18 protein-coding genes are annotated in these 18,317 nt (G+C 66.9%); 8 read left to right on the forward strand and 10 right to left on the reverse strand.

Annotated elements, in window-relative coordinates; translation table 11 throughout:
- Positions 1-8: 8 nt before the first annotated feature.
- The gene (locus SY91_RS22265) at positions 9-1,211 is read right to left on the reverse strand and encodes an efflux RND transporter periplasmic adaptor subunit (RefSeq protein WP_105797636.1); all 1,203 of its coding nucleotides are present in this window, start codon (positions 1,209-1,211) and stop codon (positions 9-11) included.
- Positions 1,212-1,290: 79 nt separating this feature from the next.
- On the opposite strand from SY91_RS22265, the gene soxR reads away from it, so the two are divergent.
- Complete coding sequence (soxR, locus tag SY91_RS22270; protein ID WP_006480951.1) at positions 1,291-1,770, forward strand: redox-sensitive transcriptional activator SoxR; 480 nt, start codon at positions 1,291-1,293, stop codon at positions 1,768-1,770.
- A 24-nt stretch (positions 1,771-1,794) separates the two neighbouring features.
- Here the strand turns inward: soxR and SY91_RS22275 are convergent, their stop codons facing one another.
- Positions 1,795-2,556: an SDR family NAD(P)-dependent oxidoreductase gene (locus SY91_RS22275; protein WP_006480950.1), complete on the reverse strand. Its 762-nt coding sequence runs from the start codon at positions 2,554-2,556 to the stop codon at positions 1,795-1,797.
- A gap of 108 nt (positions 2,557-2,664) precedes the next feature.
- On the opposite strand from SY91_RS22275, the gene SY91_RS22280 reads away from it, so the two are divergent.
- Positions 2,665-3,576 carry a LysR family transcriptional regulator gene (locus SY91_RS22280; protein WP_077195091.1) on the forward strand — a complete coding sequence of 304 codons (912 nt, stop codon included), beginning with the start codon at positions 2,665-2,667 and terminating at the stop codon, positions 3,574-3,576.
- Positions 3,577-3,600: 24 nt separating this feature from the next.
- Here SY91_RS22280 and SY91_RS22285 read toward each other — a convergent pair whose 3' ends face one another.
- Positions 3,601-4,260, reverse strand: coding sequence for a TetR/AcrR family transcriptional regulator (locus SY91_RS22285; RefSeq protein WP_011547389.1), 660 nt, complete (start codon positions 4,258-4,260; stop codon positions 3,601-3,603).
- Positions 4,261-4,406: 146 nt separating this feature from the next.
- Here SY91_RS22285 and SY91_RS22290 point away from each other — a divergent pair, with 146 nt between their 5' ends.
- Positions 4,407-5,699: an NAD(P)/FAD-dependent oxidoreductase gene (locus SY91_RS22290; protein WP_006480947.1), complete on the forward strand. Its 1,293-nt coding sequence runs from the start codon at positions 4,407-4,409 to the stop codon at positions 5,697-5,699.
- Between the two features lie 44 nt (positions 5,700-5,743).
- Positions 5,744-6,133, forward strand: a complete 390-nt coding sequence (locus tag SY91_RS22295; protein WP_185921377.1) for a DUF3331 domain-containing protein — start codon at positions 5,744-5,746, stop codon at positions 6,131-6,133.
- A gap of 3 nt (positions 6,134-6,136) precedes the next feature.
- Here the strand turns inward: SY91_RS22295 and SY91_RS22300 are convergent, their stop codons facing one another.
- Both SY91_RS22300 and ggt read right to left on the reverse strand, forming a co-directional pair.
- Entirely contained in the window at positions 6,137-7,465 is a 1,329-nt protein-coding gene (locus SY91_RS22300) for a dicarboxylate/amino acid:cation symporter (RefSeq protein ID WP_006480945.1), read from the reverse strand.
- 154 nt (positions 7,466-7,619) lie between these two features.
- On the reverse strand, positions 7,620-9,371 hold the full coding sequence (ggt, locus tag SY91_RS22305) for a gamma-glutamyltransferase (RefSeq protein WP_185921378.1): 1,752 nt from the start codon (positions 9,369-9,371) through the stop codon (positions 7,620-7,622).
- 371 nt (positions 9,372-9,742) lie between these two features.
- Here ggt and SY91_RS22310 point away from each other — a divergent pair, with 371 nt between their 5' ends.
- On the forward strand, positions 9,743-10,621 hold the full coding sequence (locus SY91_RS22310; protein ID WP_185921379.1) for a MurR/RpiR family transcriptional regulator: 879 nt from the start codon (positions 9,743-9,745) through the stop codon (positions 10,619-10,621).
- 27 nt (positions 10,622-10,648) lie between these two features.
- On the opposite strand, the gene SY91_RS22315 is transcribed toward SY91_RS22310, so the two are convergent.
- The 3 genes from SY91_RS22315 to SY91_RS22325 form a co-directional block, all read right to left on the reverse strand.
- Positions 10,649-11,995, reverse strand: a complete 1,347-nt coding sequence (locus SY91_RS22315; RefSeq protein ID WP_027805463.1) for an AAA-associated domain-containing protein — start codon at positions 11,993-11,995, stop codon at positions 10,649-10,651.
- Between the two features lie 11 nt (positions 11,996-12,006).
- Positions 12,007-13,761, reverse strand: a complete 1,755-nt coding sequence (locus SY91_RS22320; protein WP_185921380.1) for an ABC transporter permease subunit — start codon at positions 13,759-13,761, stop codon at positions 12,007-12,009.
- A gap of 87 nt (positions 13,762-13,848) precedes the next feature.
- Entirely contained in the window at positions 13,849-14,058 is a 210-nt protein-coding gene (locus SY91_RS22325; protein WP_034175247.1) for a hypothetical protein, read from the reverse strand.
- Between the two features lie 254 nt (positions 14,059-14,312).
- Here SY91_RS22325 and SY91_RS22330 point away from each other — a divergent pair, with 254 nt between their 5' ends.
- A complete protein-coding gene (locus SY91_RS22330; RefSeq protein WP_006480940.1) occupies positions 14,313-15,257 on the forward strand; it encodes a metallophosphoesterase family protein in 945 nt (314 codons plus the stop codon).
- A 19-nt stretch (positions 15,258-15,276) separates the two neighbouring features.
- Positions 15,277-15,615, forward strand: a complete 339-nt coding sequence (locus SY91_RS22335; protein WP_185921381.1) for a cupredoxin family copper-binding protein — start codon at positions 15,277-15,279, stop codon at positions 15,613-15,615.
- A 150-nt stretch (positions 15,616-15,765) separates the two neighbouring features.
- Here the strand turns inward: SY91_RS22335 and SY91_RS22340 are convergent, their stop codons facing one another.
- Together SY91_RS22340 and SY91_RS22345 are read right to left on the reverse strand one after the other, a co-directional pair.
- Positions 15,766-16,935 carry an alpha/beta hydrolase gene (locus SY91_RS22340; protein WP_185921382.1) on the reverse strand — a complete coding sequence of 390 codons (1,170 nt, stop codon included), beginning with the start codon at positions 16,933-16,935 and terminating at the stop codon, positions 15,766-15,768.
- Between the two features lie 85 nt (positions 16,936-17,020).
- Positions 17,021-17,731 (reverse strand): HAD family hydrolase, encoded by a 711-nt coding sequence (locus tag SY91_RS22345; RefSeq protein WP_185921383.1) that lies wholly within the window; start codon positions 17,729-17,731, stop codon positions 17,021-17,023.
- A gap of 248 nt (positions 17,732-17,979) precedes the next feature.
- Here SY91_RS22345 and SY91_RS22350 point away from each other — a divergent pair, with 248 nt between their 5' ends.
- Positions 17,980-18,288, forward strand: coding sequence for an ArsR/SmtB family transcription factor (locus SY91_RS22350; RefSeq protein ID WP_011547377.1), 309 nt, complete (start codon positions 17,980-17,982; stop codon positions 18,286-18,288).
- Positions 18,289-18,317 lie beyond the last annotated feature (29 nt).

Below are 18,317 nucleotides of genomic sequence, written 5' to 3' on the forward strand. Positions count from 1 at the left end.
CGCTCCCGTCAGTGCGCGGCAGGCGCGCCGGCGTCGGCCACGGCCTGCGTGCCGGCGCCGGGGTCCGCCGCGGCGCGTGCGGGCACCGCCTTCGGCTTCACCTGCGCGCCCGGATAGTAGATGCGCTGCACGCCGTCGACCACCACGCGGTCGCCCGACTGCAACCCCTTCTCGACGATCCGCTCGCCGTCGAGTTCGCGGCCGATCGTCACGTCGCGGCGCAGCGCCTTGTCGCCCGGGCCGATCACGTATACGTACTTGCGGTCCTGGTCGGTCAGCACGGCCTTGTCGTCGACCAGCAAAGCGTCCTGGTCGCGGCCGCTGACGAGCTGCACGCGCGCATAGAGGCCCGGCGTGAACGTATGGTCCGCATTCGGCAGCCGCACGCGGGCGCGGATCGTGCCGGTTTGCGGATCGAGCCTGTTGTCGAGGAAATCGACGGTGCCCGCATGCGGGAAGCCCGTCTCGTTCGCGAGGCCGACGCGCACCGGATCGGCGCCGATCGCGCGATGCGTCGGATCGGTGCGCCGCGCGTTGTAGCGCAGGTAGCTCTGCTCGTCGCAATCGAAGTACACGTAGACCGGGTCCTGCGACACGACGGTCGTCAGCAGCGTGTCGTCCGCCCGCGCGAGGTTGCCGACGGTCGCGACCGCACGGCCGACCCGGCCCGCGATCGGCGCGCGCACTTCGGTGAAGCCGAGATTGAGCTTCGCGTCGGCCACGGCCGCATCGGCCGCCAGCAGATCGGCACGCGCCTGCTCCGCGGTGGCGCGCGCGTTGTCGAGCTCCTCCTGCGACGTCGCATGCGCGTCGATCAGCGTCTGCACGCGCTTCAACTGCACGTTCGCGAGGCTCGCGGCCGCACGGGCGCGCTGCTGCTGCGCATTCGCCCGGTCGAGCGCGATCCGGTACGGGCGCGGATCGATCTCGAACAGCAGCGCGCCCTGCGCGACCACATCGCCCTCCTTGTACGCGACACGCTGCAGGTAGCCGCTCACGCGCGGCCGCAGTTCGACGGCGTCCACCGCTTCGACGCGCCCGTTGAATTCGTCCGCGAGGCGGATGGTACGCGGCGCGACGGTGGCGACGCCCACTTCGGGAAGCGGCTGAGCCGACGATGTGCCTTTGCCGTCGTGACAGCCCGACAACGCCAGCAACAGGGCGCAGGCCGCGCCCAACGGCGAGGTCCTGCGTAGGGAAAAGGAGAGCATGATGCCTCGCGACGGGTTAAACTGCCGCGTAGCATAAAAGTTGAAGTTAACTTCAAGTCAAGCTTTCCCGGAGGGCGTCATGGGTATCCAGGAAACCCCGCAATGGCCGCTGATGTCGATCCGCGAAGTGGCCGCGCGCAGCGGCGTGCCGGCGTCGACGCTGCGTTTCTACGAGACGCGCGGGTTGATCAAGTCGCACCGCAACGGCTCGAGCCATCGCCACTATTCGCGTGCGGTGCTGCGGCTGATCGCGTTCATCGTGTTCGCGCAGAAGATCGGCTATTCGCTCGACGAAATCGCCGAGCAGCTCGTCAGCCTGCCCGAGGACGCCGCGCCCAGCAACAAGGACTGGCAGCGGCTGTCGCGCGGCTGGAAGCAGCGCGTCGCGAGCCGGATCGAGGAGCTGCAGCGGCTCTACATCAATCTCGACGAATGTATCGGCTGCGGCTGCCTGTCGCTGAAACGCTGCAAGCTGACCAACCCGGAAGACCGCGCCGGCCGCAACGGGCCCGGCGCGCGGCGCTGGCTCGGCGACAAGCCGCCGACCGATGCCGAGTGACGCGCCTGCCGTACGCGCGCTGCGTCACCCGACGCGCCAGCCGCCGTTCACCGCGATCGTCGCGCCGGTGACGAACGACGCGCGCGGCCCGGCGAGCCACGCGACCGCGTCCGCGACGTCGTCCGGCTGTCCGGCGCGGCCAACCGGCGTCTGCACGCGGATCATTGCCGCGACGGCCGGCGCGACCCCGTTGTCGCCGAAGAAACGCGTGCCGGCGATATAGCCGGGCGCGACCGTATTGACTGTCGCGCCGCGCGGCCCCAGTTCGCGTGCCAGCGCGACGGTGAAGCCTTCGACGCCGGCCTTCGCGGCCGCATACGCGAGACCGCCCGGCAACAGGCTGCCGGCGCGCGCCGCGATCGAACCGATGTTGACGATGCGCGCCGCGCGGTCGGCCAGGTGCGGCAGCACGGCCATCGTCGTCAGGAACAGGCTTTTCAGGTTCGCATGGAGCACCGCGTCCCATACGGCCTCCGCTTCGCCCGCCTTCGTATCCGCGCCGACGCGCCCGGTCAGTCCCGCGTTGTTGACGAGGACGTCGATACGCGGCCACCTTGCAGCGATCGCTGCGACCACCGCTTCCGCGTCGCGCCGCACGCTCAGATCGCCTGCCTGCCCGATCGCCGCACCGCCGAGCCGCGCGACGGCCGCCTCCAGCCGCGCCGCATCGCGCCCGACGATCGCGACGCGATACCCGTCCTGCACCAGCCGGCTCGCGATTGCGAAGCCGATCCCGCTCGACCCGCCCGTGACGATGGCCGTTCGCTGCTGTTCATTGCCCGTCATGATCTGTCCTCCTGAGTATCGACGGTTGACGACAGGGACATTCTGGGCAGCCCGGCATGATAGGTAAAATACGAATTCGATGATCCACTGATACATGGACGGTATCGCATGATCGATCTGCGCCAGTTCCGGCAATTCATCGCGGTCGCCGAAACGCTCAGCTTCCGGCGCGCGGCCGAGCGGCTGCACATGGCCCAGCCGCCGCTCAGCACGGCGATCCGCAAGCTCGAGGACGAATTGGGCGTCGCCTTGCTCGAACGCGACAACCGCGGCTCGCGGCTCACGCCGGCCGGCGAGGCCTTCCTGCTCGAAGCACGGCGCGCGCTCGAACAGGCCGAGCGCGCGGTGGCCGTGGCGCGCCGCGCGGGCGCCGGCCTCGGCGGCACGCTGCGGCTGCGCTTCGTCGACAGCACCGTGAACGCGCTGTTGCCGTTGATCCTCCGCGCGTTTCAGGAACGGCATCCCAACGTGGATTTCCAGCTCGAGGAAGGCACGACCGCCGACCAGGTGCTCGCGCTGCGGCAGGACCGCACCGACGCCGGCCTCGTCGTGCTGCCGGTGGCCGATGCCGGCGACGTGCATGTCGAGCCGCTGCTGCGCGACCGGATGGTCGCCGCGCTGCCCGACGGCCACCGGCTTGCGCACCGCCGCCGCATCGCGTTGGCCGAGCTGGCGGACGAACCGTGGGTCATGTTTGCCGCGCATCACGGGCCCGGCATGCATGCGCTGATCGTAACGGCATGCGCGCAGGCGGGCTTCGCGCCGCGGGTGGTCCAGCAGCCGCGCCAGATGCAGACGACGGCCGGGCTCGTCGCGGGCGGCATCGGCGTCGCGCTGATGCCGCGCCTGTTCGTGCCGATGCATCCGCAAGGCATTACGTTCTGCGAACTGAAGGATGCGGGCAGCCCGCTCGCGTACGAAGTGGCGCTGGCGTACCGCACGCCATCGCCGCTCGTCGATGCGCTGCGCGAGAGCGCGCGGAACGCGGTGCGCGAACTGGGGCTGGTCACCGCGACCTGACCGCGCGCATCGCGCGCGCGGCGCTCAGGCCCGGTCGCCGAGGAAGTTGAACACGACGCCGAGCACGGCCTCGCGGAACGCCTCCGGCCGCGTCGGCAGCGACGTGTACTCCAGCATCATGTGGCTGTACGACACCGTCGTGCCGATCGCGCTCGCGATCATGAAGAACAGCACGTTCGGATCGACCGGACGGATCGCGCCGGCCTCGACCGCGTCCGCCAGCAGCGGAAACATCGCGTCGTGATACGGGCGCACGATCCGCTCCTGCAGCCGGTCGAGCCGCCCGCCCTCCTCGGTCGCCGCCGTCGAGAAGAACATGCCGATATCCGGTTCCGCGAATTCGTGATCGACGCACAGCTCGAGCGCGCGCCGCACGCGGTCGCGATGCGGCAGCGACGACGCGCGCAACGCACGCAGCGCGTCGAACATCGGTTCGGCCAGCTCGACGATCTGCTCGACGACCGCCAGCCACAACGTTTCCTTCGTACCGAAGTGATGGGCGATCAGCGCCGCGTCGATGCCCAGCTCGCGCGCGACTTCGCGCACGCTCGTCGCGTCGTAGCCGCGCTTCGCGAACGTGCGGCGCGCGGCCCGCAATATCACGTCCGGGCCGACGGACGCATCCGCCAGCGGCCGTCCGCGCGTACGCCGCTTCGACGGCGCGCGCTCAGTCACTTCTGCCACGTTTTTCCTGCTCCTTGAACGATTCGAATGCCCGTGTTCGGTCCCCGGTTTCACGTACCGGAAGCGGGCGGCCTGCCCCGCTCCGTTGACACGCGGAGCCGGGAAGCGCTAGGATCATACCTTATTCATCACTTGATGATTTATCCATGACAACCCCTACACGCATCGTCATCGTCGGCGGCGGAATCGCCGGGCTGCAGCTCGCGACCCGCCTGGGCGAGCGTCTCGGCCGGTCCGGACGCGCGCAGATCACGGTCGTCGATCGCAGTCCGACGCACATCTGGAAGCCGATGCTGCACACGATCGCGGCCGGCACGCGCGACGTCCAGCAGCAACAGGTGATCTTCCTCGCCCATGCCCGCGACCACGGTTACACGTACCAGCCCGGCGAACTGAAGGGGCTCGATCGCGCGCGCCGCCGCGTGCAGCTCGGCGAGATCCGCTCGCAGGACGGCGACGTGGTGATCGACGCACGCGAACTCGAATACGACGTGCTGATCCTCGCGCTCGGCAGCCAGGCCAACGATTTCGGCGTGCCCGGCGTGCGCGAGCACTGCTACTTCATCGACAGCCAGCAGCAGGCCGAGACCTTCAACGAAGCGTTGCGGATGCGCGTGTTCCGCAGCATCGCGCGTGACGAGCCGTTTCGCGTGGCGATCGTCGGCGCGGGCGCGACGGGCGTGGAACTCGCGGCGGAACTGAGCCGCTTGCTCGAAGTGGCGCAGGCCTACGGCGACGACACGGTGCGCGAGCGATTGCAACTCACGTTGCTCGAAAGCGGCCCGCGCATCCTCAATGCGTTTCCGCCGCGGATTTCCGCGTCGGCCCAGCGGCGACTCGAACAGATCGGTTTTCGCGTGCTGACGTCGACGCGTGTCACGTCGGCCGACGCGAACGGTTTCCACTATGGCGACGGTTCGTTCGCCGAAGCCGACCTGATGGTGTGGGCGGCCGGCGTGAAGGCGCCCGATTTCATGCAGGCGCTGGGCGGGCTCGATACGAACCACGCGAACCAGATCGTGGTCGGCCCCACGCTGCAGGCGACCGGCGACGAGCACGTGTTCGCGATCGGCGATTGCGGCAGCCTGCTGCCCGACGGCCAGGAGCGGCCGCTGCCGCCGACCGCGCAGGTCGCGACGCAACAGGCCGAGCATCTCGCGAAGCATCTGCCCGCCTGGCTCGACGGCACGCCGATTCCGCCGTTCGCGTTCCACGATTTCGGCGCGCTGGTGTCGATCAGCGATTACGACGCGTTCGGCACGCTCGGGCAGTTCGGCTTCTTCCGCGGCGGCTTCATCCAGGGGCGCTTCGCGCAGTTCAGCCACCTGATGCTCTACCGGCGGCACCAGCAGGCGCTGCACGGTTTCTCCAAGGCGACCTTGCTGTGGATCGCCGAACGGATCAACGGCTGGGTGCAGCCGCGCATCCGCCTGTCGTGATGCCGCGCGTCGCGGCACCACGTAACGTTTCGAGGAACAGAAACATGAACAATCGTGTAGCGCCCTGGCTCATGACCGTCGCCGCAATCGGCAGCTTCGACATGCCGTCCGTTTCGTGGGGCGGGCCGCGACGGCGCAGCGTCACGCGCGACCGGCTGCCGTCGTGGGACGCGACGAGCAAGCCGACCATCAGCGTACTCGAACGGCCCACGGCCGACACCGTGATGATTTCGTGGTGCGACGCCTGCACCGGGCACTACGGTTACCAGAAGTGGCGCCTGTTCACGACGCGCAAGCGCGGCATGTGCGCGCTGTCGGGGCGATCGATCGAGATCGGCGACAGCGTCTATGCACCGCAATTGCTCGGCTCGACGCCGGGCAACGCCGCCGCGATGGTGCTCGCGGCGTGCATCGACGAAGCGCTCGCGGCCTGACCGTCAGGTCGACGTGGGCTGACCGGCGCCATAGGCCGGCGCGTTGTTCTGCCGTTCAAGTTCGGCATCGAGATGCGCGGCATGCGCGCTCGCTTCGGACGCCGACATCAGCTCGCCTTCCCACTTCGCGACCACCGCGCTGGCGATCGAGTTGCCCACCGCGTTCGTGGCCGAGCGCCCCATGTCGAGGAACGTGTCGACGCCGAGAATCAGCAGCAGCCCGGCTTCAGGGATGTTGAACTGGTGCAGCGTGGCCGCGATCACGACGAGAGACGCGCGCGGCACGCCGGCCATCCCCTTCGACGTCAGCATCAGGATCAGCAGCATCGTGACTTGCGTGCCGAGCGACAGGTGGATGTCGTAGGCCTGCGCGATGAACAGCGTCGCGAACGTGCAGTACATCATCGAGCCGTCGAGGTTGAACGAATAGCCCATCGGCATCACGAAGCTCGAGATCTTGCGCCGTACGCCGAAGCGGTCGAGCGCGTCGAGGATCTTCGGATACGCGGCTTCGGAGCTCGCGGTTGCGAACGACAGCATGAACGCCTCCTTGATCAGCGCGAGCAGCTTGAACACGCGGCGGCCGAGGAACAGCAGCCCGGCCGCGACCAGCGTGGCCCACAGCAGCACGAGGCTCGCGTAGAAATCGCCCATGAACACCGCGAACTTGAGCAGGATCGACAACCCGTTGACCGCCACGGTCGACGCCATCGCGGCCATCACCGCGAGCGGCGCGAGCTTCATCACGTAGCCGGTGATCTTCAGCATCACGTGCGCGAGCTGGTCGATCGCCGCGACGAGGATCTTTCCGCGCTCGCCGAGGGCGGCGAGCGCCACGCCGAAGAACATCGAGAACACGACGATCTGCAGGATCTCGTTGTTCGCCATCGCCTCGGCGATCGACTTCGGCACCATGTGACCGACGAAATCCTTCAGCGTGAACTTGGACGTCGCGAGATGCGCGGACGCGCCGATGTCCGGCAGCGGCAGGCCGAGGTTCTCGCCCGGCCGCAGCAGGTTCGCCATCAGCAGGCCGAGCAGCAGCGAGATCAGCGACGCGGTGACGAACCAGCCGAGTGCCTTCACGAACACGCGCCCGACCGACGACGCATCACCCATGTGCGCGATGCCGACGACCAGCGTCGAGAACACCAGCGGGCCTATCACCATCTTGATCAGGCGCAGGAACACGTCGGACACGAGCGAGATGTAGCCGGCGACTTCCGTGGCCGCCTGCTTGTCGGGAAGCTGCGTGTAGATCAGGTAGCCGACCAGGATGCCGGCTGCCATCGCGAGCAGGATCCAGCCTGCCGCAGACATTCGTTTGTTCATGACGGAATTCGCCGGGTGGCGATGGAGTTGACGGAAGAATGGCGCGCGTGCCGCTCAGGCTGGCGGATGCCCGCTGACGGACGCGCTTGCCGCCGCACCGGCATTCGCGGCAACGCGAACGCCGGCGGCAGCGATTCGACTTGAAACGATCGCGTCAGTAGCCGATCGCCGAGCCGGCCGGGCGGCGCGGGTCGTTGTAGCCGTAGATGAAGCCGACACGCACGTTGCCGGACACCGACGAATCGTTCCCGGAACTCTGGCGGCTCGCCGCTTCGGTGCCCGGCAGGCCGACCATGATCAGCTCGGCGGCGCCCCACGGCGTCTGCTCGACCATCTTGTAGCCCATGTTGCGCAGGATCGCGAGCGTGTCGGGCGACAGGCCGTAGGTTTCGTAATAGACCGCGTCGGGCAGCCACTGATGATGGATGCGCGGCGCGGCCACCGCGTCCTGCGGCGTCATCCCGTAGTCGATCACGTTCAGCACGGTCTGCAGCGTGATCGTGATGATGCGCGAGCCGCCCGGCGAGCCGACCACCATGAACACCTTGCCGTCCTTCTTCACGATGGTCGGCGCCATCGACGACAGCGGACGCTTGCCCGGCGCGATCGAGTTGCGCGTGCCCTGCACGAGGCCGAACAGGTTCTGCGCGCCGACCTTCACGGTGAAGTCGTCCATCTCGTCGTTCAGGAAGAAGCCCGTGCCCGGCGCGATGACCACGGCGCCGAAGCGACCGTTGACCGTATAGGTCGTCGACACCGCATTGCCGTCGTGATCAACGATCGAGTAATGCGTCGTTTCCGGCTTCTCGTGCACGCCGACACCGGGCTGCACGTCGACCGACGGCGTCGCCGTATCGGCATGGATGCTCTTGCGGATCTGCGCCGCGTATTCCTTGCTCGTCAGCTTCGCGACCGGATTGTCGATGAAATCCGGATCGCCGAGCAGCGTGTTGCGGTCTTCGTACGCATGGCGCATCGCTTCGGTCATGTAGTGGACCGCCGCGGCCGAGTGATAGCCGAGCTTGCGCAGGTCATACCCTTCGAGGATGTTCAGCGTCTCGCACATCGTCACGCCGCCCGAACTCGGCGGCGGCGCCGACACGAACTCGTAGCCGCGATACGTGCACGTCAGCGGCGCGATGTCCTGCGCGCGATAGGACGCGAAATCGGCCGCCGTGATCACGCCGCCGCCGCGCTTGGCCGCCGCCTCGACGATCTTCGGGATCTCGCCGTGATAGAACGCGTCGGGCCCCTGCTCCGCGATGCGCTCGAGCGTGCGGGCCAGATCCTTTTGCACCAGGCGGTCGCCCGGCTGCAGCGCCGTGCCGTCCGGGCGCAGGAAGATGCGCGCGGCTTCCGGGTCCTTCCTGAAGCGCTCGACCGTCGTGTCGAGGATGTCCGTATCGCCGCGCGTCAGCACGAAGCCGTCGCGTGCGAGCCGGATCGCCGGCGCCATCACCTGCCGGCGCGTCAGCTTCCCGTACTTGCGCTGCGCGAGATCGAGGCCGGCCACCGTGCCCGGCACGCCGACCGCGCGATAGCCGTACAGGCTCTGGTCCGGAATCACGTTGCCCGCCGCATCGAGATACATGTTCGCGGACGCCGCGGCTGGCGCGGTCTCGCGGAAATTGATGAAGCGGTCGCGACCGTCGGCCAGGTGGATCGTCATGAAACCGCCGCCGCCGATGTTGCCGCAGCACGAATTGGTCACGGCCTGCGCATAGCCGACGGCCACCGCCGCGTCCACCGCATTGCCGCCTGCCTTCAGGATGTCGACGCCGATCTGCGACGCGAAATGCTGCGACGACACGACCATGCCGTTCTTCGCTTCGACCGCCGGGTCCGACGCGGCGAACACGCACACGCTCATCGCCGACAACAGGGTGAGTACTACGAGCCGCCTCATGACGGAATCCTCCAGACGAATAAACCGGGCCATGCCGGAATGCGTCGACGCGCAACGGCTTGTCGATGCCGCCGATCCAGAATGTAATAAACGATACATTTCAACGAGGCAGCGATCATATCACTCGCTTTTTTACGTCAAAAACTAGGGTAATTACTGAATTTAAATGAAAATACGCCGGGATGCCTGTCGACGCATGTTTGATTCATTACATATATGAACATATCGTCTGGCCAGGTGATGCGTCCCTCTAATTTGGAATCGCACGCAGCCTGCCGCACGTCGATCGGCTAACATGCGTGCAGTTGCCGGCAGACGCCCGTCTGCCGTTTGGTCGTTCAGTTCAATTCAGATAGAGAGCCGGAGTGCCGATGGGGATGAGCATCAGGGCGTTGCTGTTATCCCAGATGGATAGCTTCACGCCGTCGGAACAGAAGGTCGCGCAGGCGTTGCTGGATCGCTATCCCAGTCTGGGGCTGGGCCCCATCGCGCAGGTTGCGAAGCAGGCGGAAGTCAGCGACCCGACCGTGTTCCGCTTCGTCGTCCGGATCGGTTTTCCGAACTACTCGTCGTTCCAGCAGGCGCTGCACGACGAGATCGACACCGCGATGAATTCGCCGCTCGCGCGGATGGATGCGTTCCACTCGGAAACGGGCATGCGCGATAGTCATGCGGCGATTTTCCAGCGGCTGTCCGAATCGCTCGCGACGACGATCGACGGGCTCGACGCGGCCGCGTTCGACGCAGCCGTGGCGGTGCTGGCCGATCCGGACGTGCGTGTCTTCTGCGGCGGCGGGCGCTATACGGCGCCGCTCGCGTCGCTGTTCTCGTTCACGCTGGCCTATGCGCGGCCGCATGTGCAGTACGTCGAGCCGAACGTGAATCTCGCGTCCGTCGCGCTGGCCGACATGGGGCGCAACGACGTACTCGTGATCTTCGATTTTCGCCGTTACCAGAAGGACAGCATCCGCTTCGCGCAGGCCGCGCACCAACTCGGCGCGCGCATCCTGCTGATCACCGACGAATGGCGCTCGCCGATCGGCGAGTTCGCGGAGATCGTGCTGCGCATCCAGGGCCGCCCTTTCGCGATGCTGCAGACCAACGTGCCCGCGCTGGCGCTCGCCGAAGCGCTGGTGATCGGCGTGACGAACCGGCTGCCGGAACTGGCGCGGCAGCGGATGGAGAAGATCGAGCAGCTCAATGCGGGCGGGACCGAGTGGGATGTGAGTCGGCGGGATTTGCCGGAGTGATGGCGTCTCGCCATCCACCGGCAGGCATCAGCTCTCGACATCCTCCAGACTGAACACTTCCGTCTTGTCGTTGTACGAAAAGACCTCCCCATACCGCCCCCAGTCGATCACCGCATCGAGCGTTTCCTCCGCCGCCTCGTCGGACAGAAAATCCTCGAGTTCCTGCTCGAAGCGCACGCGCGGCGCACGGTGACCCGGACGCTCGTTCAGCACCTTCCTGATCCGCGCGGCAAGCGGCACGTGCTTCAGCAGGTGATCGGCGAACATCAGCTTGCGCTCCTGCGTACCGAATTCCGCGAACACGCGTGCGGGCGGCGTCAGGAACACGTCGCCTTCGCGCACGTCCGCGAAACCGAGGTGCTGCAGCACTTCCGCGATCGGGAACAGTTCGTCGACCTCCAGATGCAGCGAACGTGCGATTTCCGGCATGTCGGCGCGGCCGTGGTACGGCGCCATCGCGAGCGTTTCGATCAGGCCGGCCATCAGGTTGGTCGATACGCGCGGCATCCAGCTACCCAGCTCGAGCCCCTTCTTCGTCGCCTCGCCGGTCTGGCGCGCGGTCATCTTCGCGTAGATGTCGTCGACGAGCTTGCGGAAATCGGCATCGAGCCGGTTACGCGGGTGCTTGAACGGCACCTTGATCTCGGCGATCACGCGGCCCGGGTTCGACGACAGCACGAGAATCCGGTCGCACATGAACACCGCTTCCTCGATGTTGTGCGTGACGATCAGCACCGACTTGATCGGCATGCGGCCTTGCGTCCACAGGTCCAGCAAATCGGTACGCAGCGTTTCAGCCGTCAGCACGTCGAGCGCGGAGAACGGCTCGTCCATCAGCAGAATCGTCGGGTCGACGACGAGCGCACGCGCAAAGCCGACGCGCTGGCGCATCCCGCCCGACAGCTCGCGCGGATACGCGTTCTCGAAGCCGTCGAGACCGATCAGGTCGATCGCGGCCAGCGCACGCTCACGCCGCTCGCGCGCGCCGACGCCGAGCGCTTCGAGCCCGGCTTCCACGTTCTGCAGCACGGTGAGCCACGGGAACAGCGCGAAGGTCTGGAACACCATCGCGACGCCTTCGGCCGGGCCGCGCAGCGGCTTGCCGAGGTAGGTCACTTCGCCGCCGGTCGGCTCGATCAGGCCGGCAATGATGCGCAACAGCGTCGATTTGCCCGAGCCGGAGCGGCCGAGCAGCCCGACGATCTCGCCTTCGCGCAGCGACAGGTTCGCATCGTCGAGCACGAGCAGCTCGCCCTGCGACTTGTTGAAGCCGCGGTTCACATGCTCGACGCGCAGGATTTCTTCGCCGAGCCGCGGCGGCTGCAGCGGCTGGGACGTCTTGACGGGGGCGTTGATAACGGTCGAATTTTGCATCGCGCTTACTCTCAATCGAGACGGAGCCGGGATTCCGCATAGGCGTACATCGGACGCCACAGCAGGCGGTTGAACAAGGTGACGAACAGGGACATCACGGCGATGCCCAGGATGATCTTCGGGAAATCGCCGGCGACGGTCGTTTGCGCGATATACGCGCCAAGGCCGTGCGCGACGACCTTCGTGTCGCCCCACTGCACGAACTCGGACACGATGCTCGCGTTCCACGCGCCGCCGGATGCGGTGATCGCGCCGGTCACGTAGTACGGAAAGATGCCGGGCAGGATCGCCTGGCGCCACCACTGCCAGCCGCGGATACGGAAGTTCTTCGTCGCTTCCTTGTAGTCGTTCGGATAGGACATCGCGCCCGCGATCACGTTGAACAGGATGTACCACTGCGTGCCGAGTACGATCAGCGGCGACAGCCAGATATCCGCGTTCAGGTGGAAATGGACGATCACGATCACGAATACCGGAAACAGCAGGTTCGCCGGGAATGCGGCGAGGAACTGCGCGAGCGGCTGGATTTTCTCGGCCAGCTTCGGGCGCAGCCCGATCAGCACGCCGAGCGGCACCCAGATCACCGACGCGATCGCGATCAGCACCAGCACGCGCAGCAGCGTGATCAGGCCGAGCACGAGCACGTGGCCGACCTCGGCCATCGTCACGCCGGTCGCGACGAAGCTGACGACACGCCATGCAACGTACACCGTCAGCAGGATCACGAATGCGCCCCACACGATGTCGCCGATGCGCGACGAACGGCGCGCCGATGCGCTGCGCACGCGTGTGCCCGTCAGCGACGGCACGCGTAGCGGAATCCGCGCGGCCTGCGACAGCATCCAGCCGGCCGGCACGAGCAACTGATGGATCAGGTGCGTGCGACGCATCATGTCGAGCAGCCACGATTGCGGCGCATCGCCCGACGCGGTGTTCTCCATCCGGAACTTGTCGGCCCACGCGACGAGCGGACGGAACAGGAACTGGTCGTAGGCGAGGATCACGACCGACATCGCGACGATCACCCAGCCGACCGCGCCGAGATTCTTGTCCGAGATCGCCTGCGCGAGATACGCGCCGATGCCCGGCAGCGTGATCGTCTGGTTGCCGACGGTGATCGCCTCGGATGCGACGACGAAGAACCAGCCGCCCGACATCGACATCATCATGTTCCAGATCAGGCCCGGCATCGAGAACGGCACTTCGAGCTTCCAGAAGCGCTGCCAGGACGTCAGGTGGAAGCCGCGCGACACTTCGTCCAGGTCGCGCGGCACCGTGCGCAGCGACTGGTAGAAGCTGAACGTCATGTTCCACGCCTGACTCGTGAAGATCGCGAAGATCGCGGCCAGCTCGGCGCCGAGCACGCGGCTCGGGAACAGCGCGAGGAAGAACGTGACCGTAAACGAGATGAAGCCGAGCACCGGCACCGACTGCAGGATGTCGAGGATCGGAATCAGCACCATGCCCGCGCGGCGGCTCTTGGCCGCGAGCGTGCCGTAGACGAGCGTGAACGCGAGCGACGCGACCATCGCGGCGAGCATCCGCAGCGTGGTGCGCAGCGCGTATTCGGGCAGGTTCGACGGATCGAGCGAGATCTTCTGCGTCTGCAGCACGCCGATCGGCGCCATCGTCTGGTGAAAACCGACGATCGCCATCGCGAGTATGCCGATGATCAGCGGAAACGCGATCGCATCCCAGCGGTTGGGCAGCACGCGCCACGCGGACGCGTTGGCGGTGCGATTCGGATCGAAGAAACTGATATCCATCGGTAGCGTCTTGTGTCTTGTGTTGAATTGAAAATCGATGGGTCCGGCCGCGTGCCGCGCAGCCGGGCGTCGCACCCGCGGTGCGAATCAGGACAGTCCGTGCAGTACCCGGTATGGGGTGATCGGCAGCGCGAACGACAGCACCGAGCCTTCCTCGACGACGCGGAGGTCGGCACCGGAATGAACGCCGACCGGGACGATGCCGCAGGCAATGACCGGAAAAAACAGCGCGAGGCCGAGGAGGCGCGTGCGGTGGCCGACCGCACCGCCCGTGTCCGTTGCCGCGTGGTTCGGCATGAAGGGCTCCGGAGAGGGGATTCGGAGTGGGAGGCTATCGGGCGGCCGTGACGCAAATGTGACGTGTCACTTACAGGACATTGACGGGTCATCCGGTGGCAGTCGCGCATCGCCCCGCCGGCCGCCGACACGAGTGTTCGATCTCGCAACGGTCGGGAATAAATCCGCCGCTTCGCCGGTATCGCATGCGAAGGCGCCGGCTTATTCCAGGACGATCCGGCCGTCCGGTTTCGTCACACGAATGCGAGGCTCACATGTCTTCATCGACCCCCACCCGCCCGTCGCGTCGCAAGGCCCTGCAATGCATGGCGTTCGGCGGCCTCGGCACGCTGTTCACGCTGTCGGGCGGCATCCTCACGCCGTTCGACCTCGCGCTCGCGCAGACCGGCGAAGCGCGCCCGGCGGACGCGGGCCGGCCGCTGTTCGTGCAGATCAGCGATACGCACATCGGCTTCAACAAGGACGCGAATCCCGACGTGTCGGCCACGCTGAAGCAGACGATCGACCTCGTCAACGGGATGCCCGCGCTGCCCGCGCTGGCGATCCATACCGGCGACATCACGCACCTGTCGAAGCCCGAGGAATTCGACCACGCGTCGCAGTTGCTGTCCGCGCTGCGCGTGCCGGAACTGCATACGGTGCCCGGCGAACACGACGTCACCGATGGTTCCGGTGCCGAATATTTCGGCCGGTTCGGCAAGGCGTCGGACAACCGCGGCTATTACAGCTTCGATCACGCGGGCGTGCACTTCATCGGCCTCGTCAACGTGATGCACTTCAAGCCGAACGGGCTCGGCAGCTTCGGCGACGAGCAGCTCGCGTGGCTCGCGCAGGATCTCAAAGGCCGCTCGTCGAGCACGCCGATCGTCGTGTTCTCGCACATGCCGATGTGGACCATCTACGAGCCGTGGGGCTGGGGCACCGGCGACGCGCCGCAGACGATGGCGCTGCTGCGCCGCTTCGGCTCCGTCACCGTGCTGAACGGGCACATCCACCAGATCGTGTCGAAGGTCGAGGGCAACGTGACGTTCCATACCGCCCGCTCGACCGCGTTCCCGCAGCCGACGGCCGGCAACGGCCCGGGCCCCGTGCCGCTCACGGTGCCGCGCGACCGGCTGCCGTCGATGCTCGGCGTGACGACCGTCGAATTCGCGGGCCATCCGGTCGCGTCGACGCTGCACGATGCGACGCTCGCCTGATAAACCTAAGGAGACCGACATGGCCCGCTTCCGACCTATCCGAATCATCGCGGCGCTGATCCTGTGCGGCGCCGCCGGCACGCCGCTCGCTGCATTCGCGCAGAGCCCGAACGGCCCGCTCGTGACGATCCGCAATTTCATGTTTTCGCCGATGTCGACCACGATCAAGGCCGGCACGACGATCACGTGGAAGAACCTCGACGCGGAGCCGCACACCGTGGTCAACGACGCCGGCATCTTCCATTCGAAAGCGCTCGACCAGGACGAGACGTACGCGTTCCGCTTCGACAAGCCGGGCGTCTACAAGGTGTTCTGCGGGATTCATCCTTACATGAAGGAGACGATCACCGTCGAATGAAGTGGCCCGCACGCAACGCGCGAGCGAACGGGGGCGGCAGCCGCCTACAACGGCGGTCGTCCGCTTCGCCTGCGTGGCAGACGGAGCCGCGCACGATGCCTGCATTTTCCGGTCGATTGATTTCGTCGCGGAGCCAGCCTGCATGGGGGCTCACTGCCCCGCTGCACGCAGTTCCGGCGCGGTGCCGGCGACGACCGGACACGACTGCGGCAACGCCTGCCCGAACAGCACGGCCAGCCCGCAAACGGACGTGAACATGCCGAGGCCGTCATGTCCGACACCCGGCACTTCGACGACCTGCTGCGCGAGATCGTCCGGATGCCGCTTCTTCAGGTAATCGAAATAGGCGAGCCCGCGCGCCAGCCGGTACGGCCCCTGCGCCATCGCCGCGCATGAACGGTCGATGAAATGCGTATAGGGATTCGTGTCGGCCTGCCCGAGCAAGTACACGACACGGCGCGCGACGTAACGCGTTTCGAGGTCGCGCACGTCCTGCGACGCAACGTAAGGCGGCGCCGACTTCAACCCGTATTTCCATTCGGTTGCGCGCGGACAGGCGCCGCCTGCCAGCGCGTCGGCATTCGGCCGTTCGTCGTCGAAATACAGGTAGCTCGACGGGTTCGCGACCACGTATCGCACGGCAACGCCGGTACGGGCCAGCGCGTCGCCTTCGCGCCCGGCCACCGCATAACGCTGCAGCAACTGTGCGCCGGCGGAATGGCCGATCACGACGACCGTCGACAACGACGGGTACAGGCTGCGGTCGGCGAAATGCGCGAGCAACGCGTCGAGCGCCGCGAACGAGCTGACCGGGCCCGGCTGGCGCGCCGGTTCGCCGCCCTTCCATCCTTCCTGCGTCCACGCGAGCGTCGATGCGCCCAACGAAAACGCGCGCACATCGGCGCGTGTCAGGAACTGCGGCGCGACGACCATCGTGCCCGCGCCGGCCGCACCGGCCTTTTCGACGACCTTGCGCCCCGATGCGTAGTACGCATCGGCATTACGCAGCGTGCCGTGAATCACGATGAATACGCGTACAACGTCGGGCGCGGCCTGGTCGAGCGGATGGTCGGCATAGACGGGCAGCACCGCGCTGCCCTGCGGCGTGTCGACGGTCACGCGCTGGTCGGCGACGGCCTTGACCGGCGCTTCGAGCCGTTCGCGTTGCTTGGGTGTCATGGCTTCGGCCGGCTGCGCACCGACCAGCAGGCCGACGACGGCACAGGCCAGCACGAGCGGAACGGCATATGACAGGGCCCGGGCGGCCGGCAGCACGCACGAGCGTCGGATGCGGGAAAAGACGACGGAAATGACGGACATGGCGGCAGCTCGGGTGGCAGATATGACTTGAACGGCGAGGGTCGCGGAATCCGTCGCACGCCGCCGGCCGATCATGGAAAACGGGTCAACCGGCCGGTTGCGCACCGCGTTCGGCGTCGGCGCATGTTTCGCCCGCGCGACACTGCATCCGCTGCACGATGCCGACCAGTTCGCCGATATGCGTGGGCACCGCCTGCTTGCCGGCTTGCGCCCACGCGTCGAACGACGTCATGCCGCTCACCGCGCCCACGAACGGCACGCCGGCACGCTCGGCCGCCTGGGCGTCCACCGCGTGGTCGCCGACGTAGATCGCCGCCGCGGCAGGCAAACCGAGCCGCGCCAGCGCCTGCACGAGCCCTTCCGGGTCCGGCTTGTGGCGCTGCACGTCTTCCCCGCCGATCAACACGTCGACCAGCGATTGCAAGCCGTTGCGCTCGAGAATCGCGTCGATCCGGTAGCGAAACTTCGACGACACGACCGCGACGGCGAGCCCTTGCTCGCGCAACGCCGCGAGCAGCGGCGGCACTTCGGGATAGATGCGGGTGCCCGGCACCATGATCTCGTCGGCGCGCACCACGAAGTGCCGTGCGAACGCCTCGGCCCGTGCCGCTTCGGTTTCGCCCGTCAGCGAATGGAACATGTCGGGCAGCGGCAGCCCGATTACTGCGCGGATCTGCGCGGGCGTCGGACCGGTGGCGCCCAGCTGATGCAATGCGTACTCGGTGCATTCGATGATCGCGGCGGACGAATCCGCCAGCGTCAGGTCGAAATCGAATATGACGGCCCGAACGGACATGAAAGGACTCCGTAAACACAACGAACAATGCCGCGTATGTTACGCGCTGCGGCGGGACGAGATCGTCGACACAACGACGTGAGACCGGCGGCTGCGGGGAAGGCGTGTCGTCCGGCACCCATCCGGCCCCGATCGGCACAAGCTATCAACCCCATTGCCGGCAGTGCTTTCAAACATATCGCAAAAATCCGATATAAGATTCGCCCATCGACGATACCCGTTTGCCTGACCGAACACGCAGCCTTTCCATGCCGACCGAACTCGACATCGACGCGATCCTGAAAGCGCTCTCGAACCCCGTGCGCCGGGAAATCCTCGTCTGGCTGAAAACGCCCGGCGAGCATTTCCCGCAGCAGACGCTGCCGTACGAACACGGCGTCTGCGCGGGCCAGATCGACGCGCGCTGCGGGCTATCGCAGTCGACCGTCTCCGCGCACCTCGCGACACTCCAGCGCGCGGGGCTCGTGACGTCGACGCGGATCGGCCAATGGGCGTTCTTCCAGCGCAACGAGGCCGTCATCGACGCATTTCTCGACGCCCTGCGCCGCGAACTCTAACCAACGGCCGAACCGGCCATGCGGGGCGC

Origin of the sequence: Burkholderia cenocepacia (genome assembly GCF_014211915.1) — a bacterium.
Classification (GTDB): domain Bacteria; phylum Pseudomonadota; class Gammaproteobacteria; order Burkholderiales; family Burkholderiaceae; genus Burkholderia; species Burkholderia orbicola.

Excerpts from the sequence above, each read along its gene's own strand:
- SY91_RS22325 (WP_034175247.1), bottom strand. The coding sequence starts at position 14,058 with ATGCCGAACCACGCGGCAACGGACACGGGCGGTGCGGTCGGCCACCGC.
- soxR (WP_006480951.1), top strand. The coding sequence starts at position 1,291 with ATGGGTATCCAGGAAACCCCGCAATGGCCGCTGATGTCGATCCGCGAA.
- ggt (WP_185921378.1), bottom strand. The coding sequence starts at position 9,371 with ATGAGGCGGCTCGTAGTACTCACCCTGTTGTCGGCGATGAGCGTGTGC.
- SY91_RS22350 (WP_011547377.1), top strand. The coding sequence starts at position 17,980 with ATGCCGACCGAACTCGACATCGACGCGATCCTGAAAGCGCTCTCGAAC.
- SY91_RS22340 (WP_185921382.1), bottom strand. The coding sequence starts at position 16,935 with ATGTCCGTCATTTCCGTCGTCTTTTCCCGCATCCGACGCTCGTGCGTG.
- SY91_RS22335 (WP_185921381.1), top strand. The coding sequence starts at position 15,277 with ATGGCCCGCTTCCGACCTATCCGAATCATCGCGGCGCTGATCCTGTGC.
- SY91_RS22300 (WP_006480945.1), bottom strand. The coding sequence starts at position 7,465 with ATGAACAAACGAATGTCTGCGGCAGGCTGGATCCTGCTCGCGATGGCA.
- SY91_RS22280 (WP_077195091.1), top strand. The coding sequence starts at position 2,665 with ATGATCGATCTGCGCCAGTTCCGGCAATTCATCGCGGTCGCCGAAACG.
- SY91_RS22315 (WP_027805463.1), bottom strand. The coding sequence starts at position 11,995 with ATGCAAAATTCGACCGTTATCAACGCCCCCGTCAAGACGTCCCAGCCG.
- SY91_RS22265 (WP_105797636.1), bottom strand. The coding sequence starts at position 1,211 with ATGCTCTCCTTTTCCCTACGCAGGACCTCGCCGTTGGGCGCGGCCTGC.
- SY91_RS22330 (WP_006480940.1), top strand. The coding sequence starts at position 14,313 with ATGTCTTCATCGACCCCCACCCGCCCGTCGCGTCGCAAGGCCCTGCAA.
- SY91_RS22290 (WP_006480947.1), top strand. The coding sequence starts at position 4,407 with ATGACAACCCCTACACGCATCGTCATCGTCGGCGGCGGAATCGCCGGG.
- SY91_RS22345 (WP_185921383.1), bottom strand. The coding sequence starts at position 17,731 with ATGTCCGTTCGGGCCGTCATATTCGATTTCGACCTGACGCTGGCGGAT.
- SY91_RS22320 (WP_185921380.1), bottom strand. The coding sequence starts at position 13,761 with ATGGATATCAGTTTCTTCGATCCGAATCGCACCGCCAACGCGTCCGCG.
- SY91_RS22275 (WP_006480950.1), bottom strand. The coding sequence starts at position 2,556 with ATGACGGGCAATGAACAGCAGCGAACGGCCATCGTCACGGGCGGGTCG.
- SY91_RS22310 (WP_185921379.1), top strand. The coding sequence starts at position 9,743 with ATGGGGATGAGCATCAGGGCGTTGCTGTTATCCCAGATGGATAGCTTC.
- SY91_RS22295 (WP_185921377.1), top strand. The coding sequence starts at position 5,744 with ATGAACAATCGTGTAGCGCCCTGGCTCATGACCGTCGCCGCAATCGGC.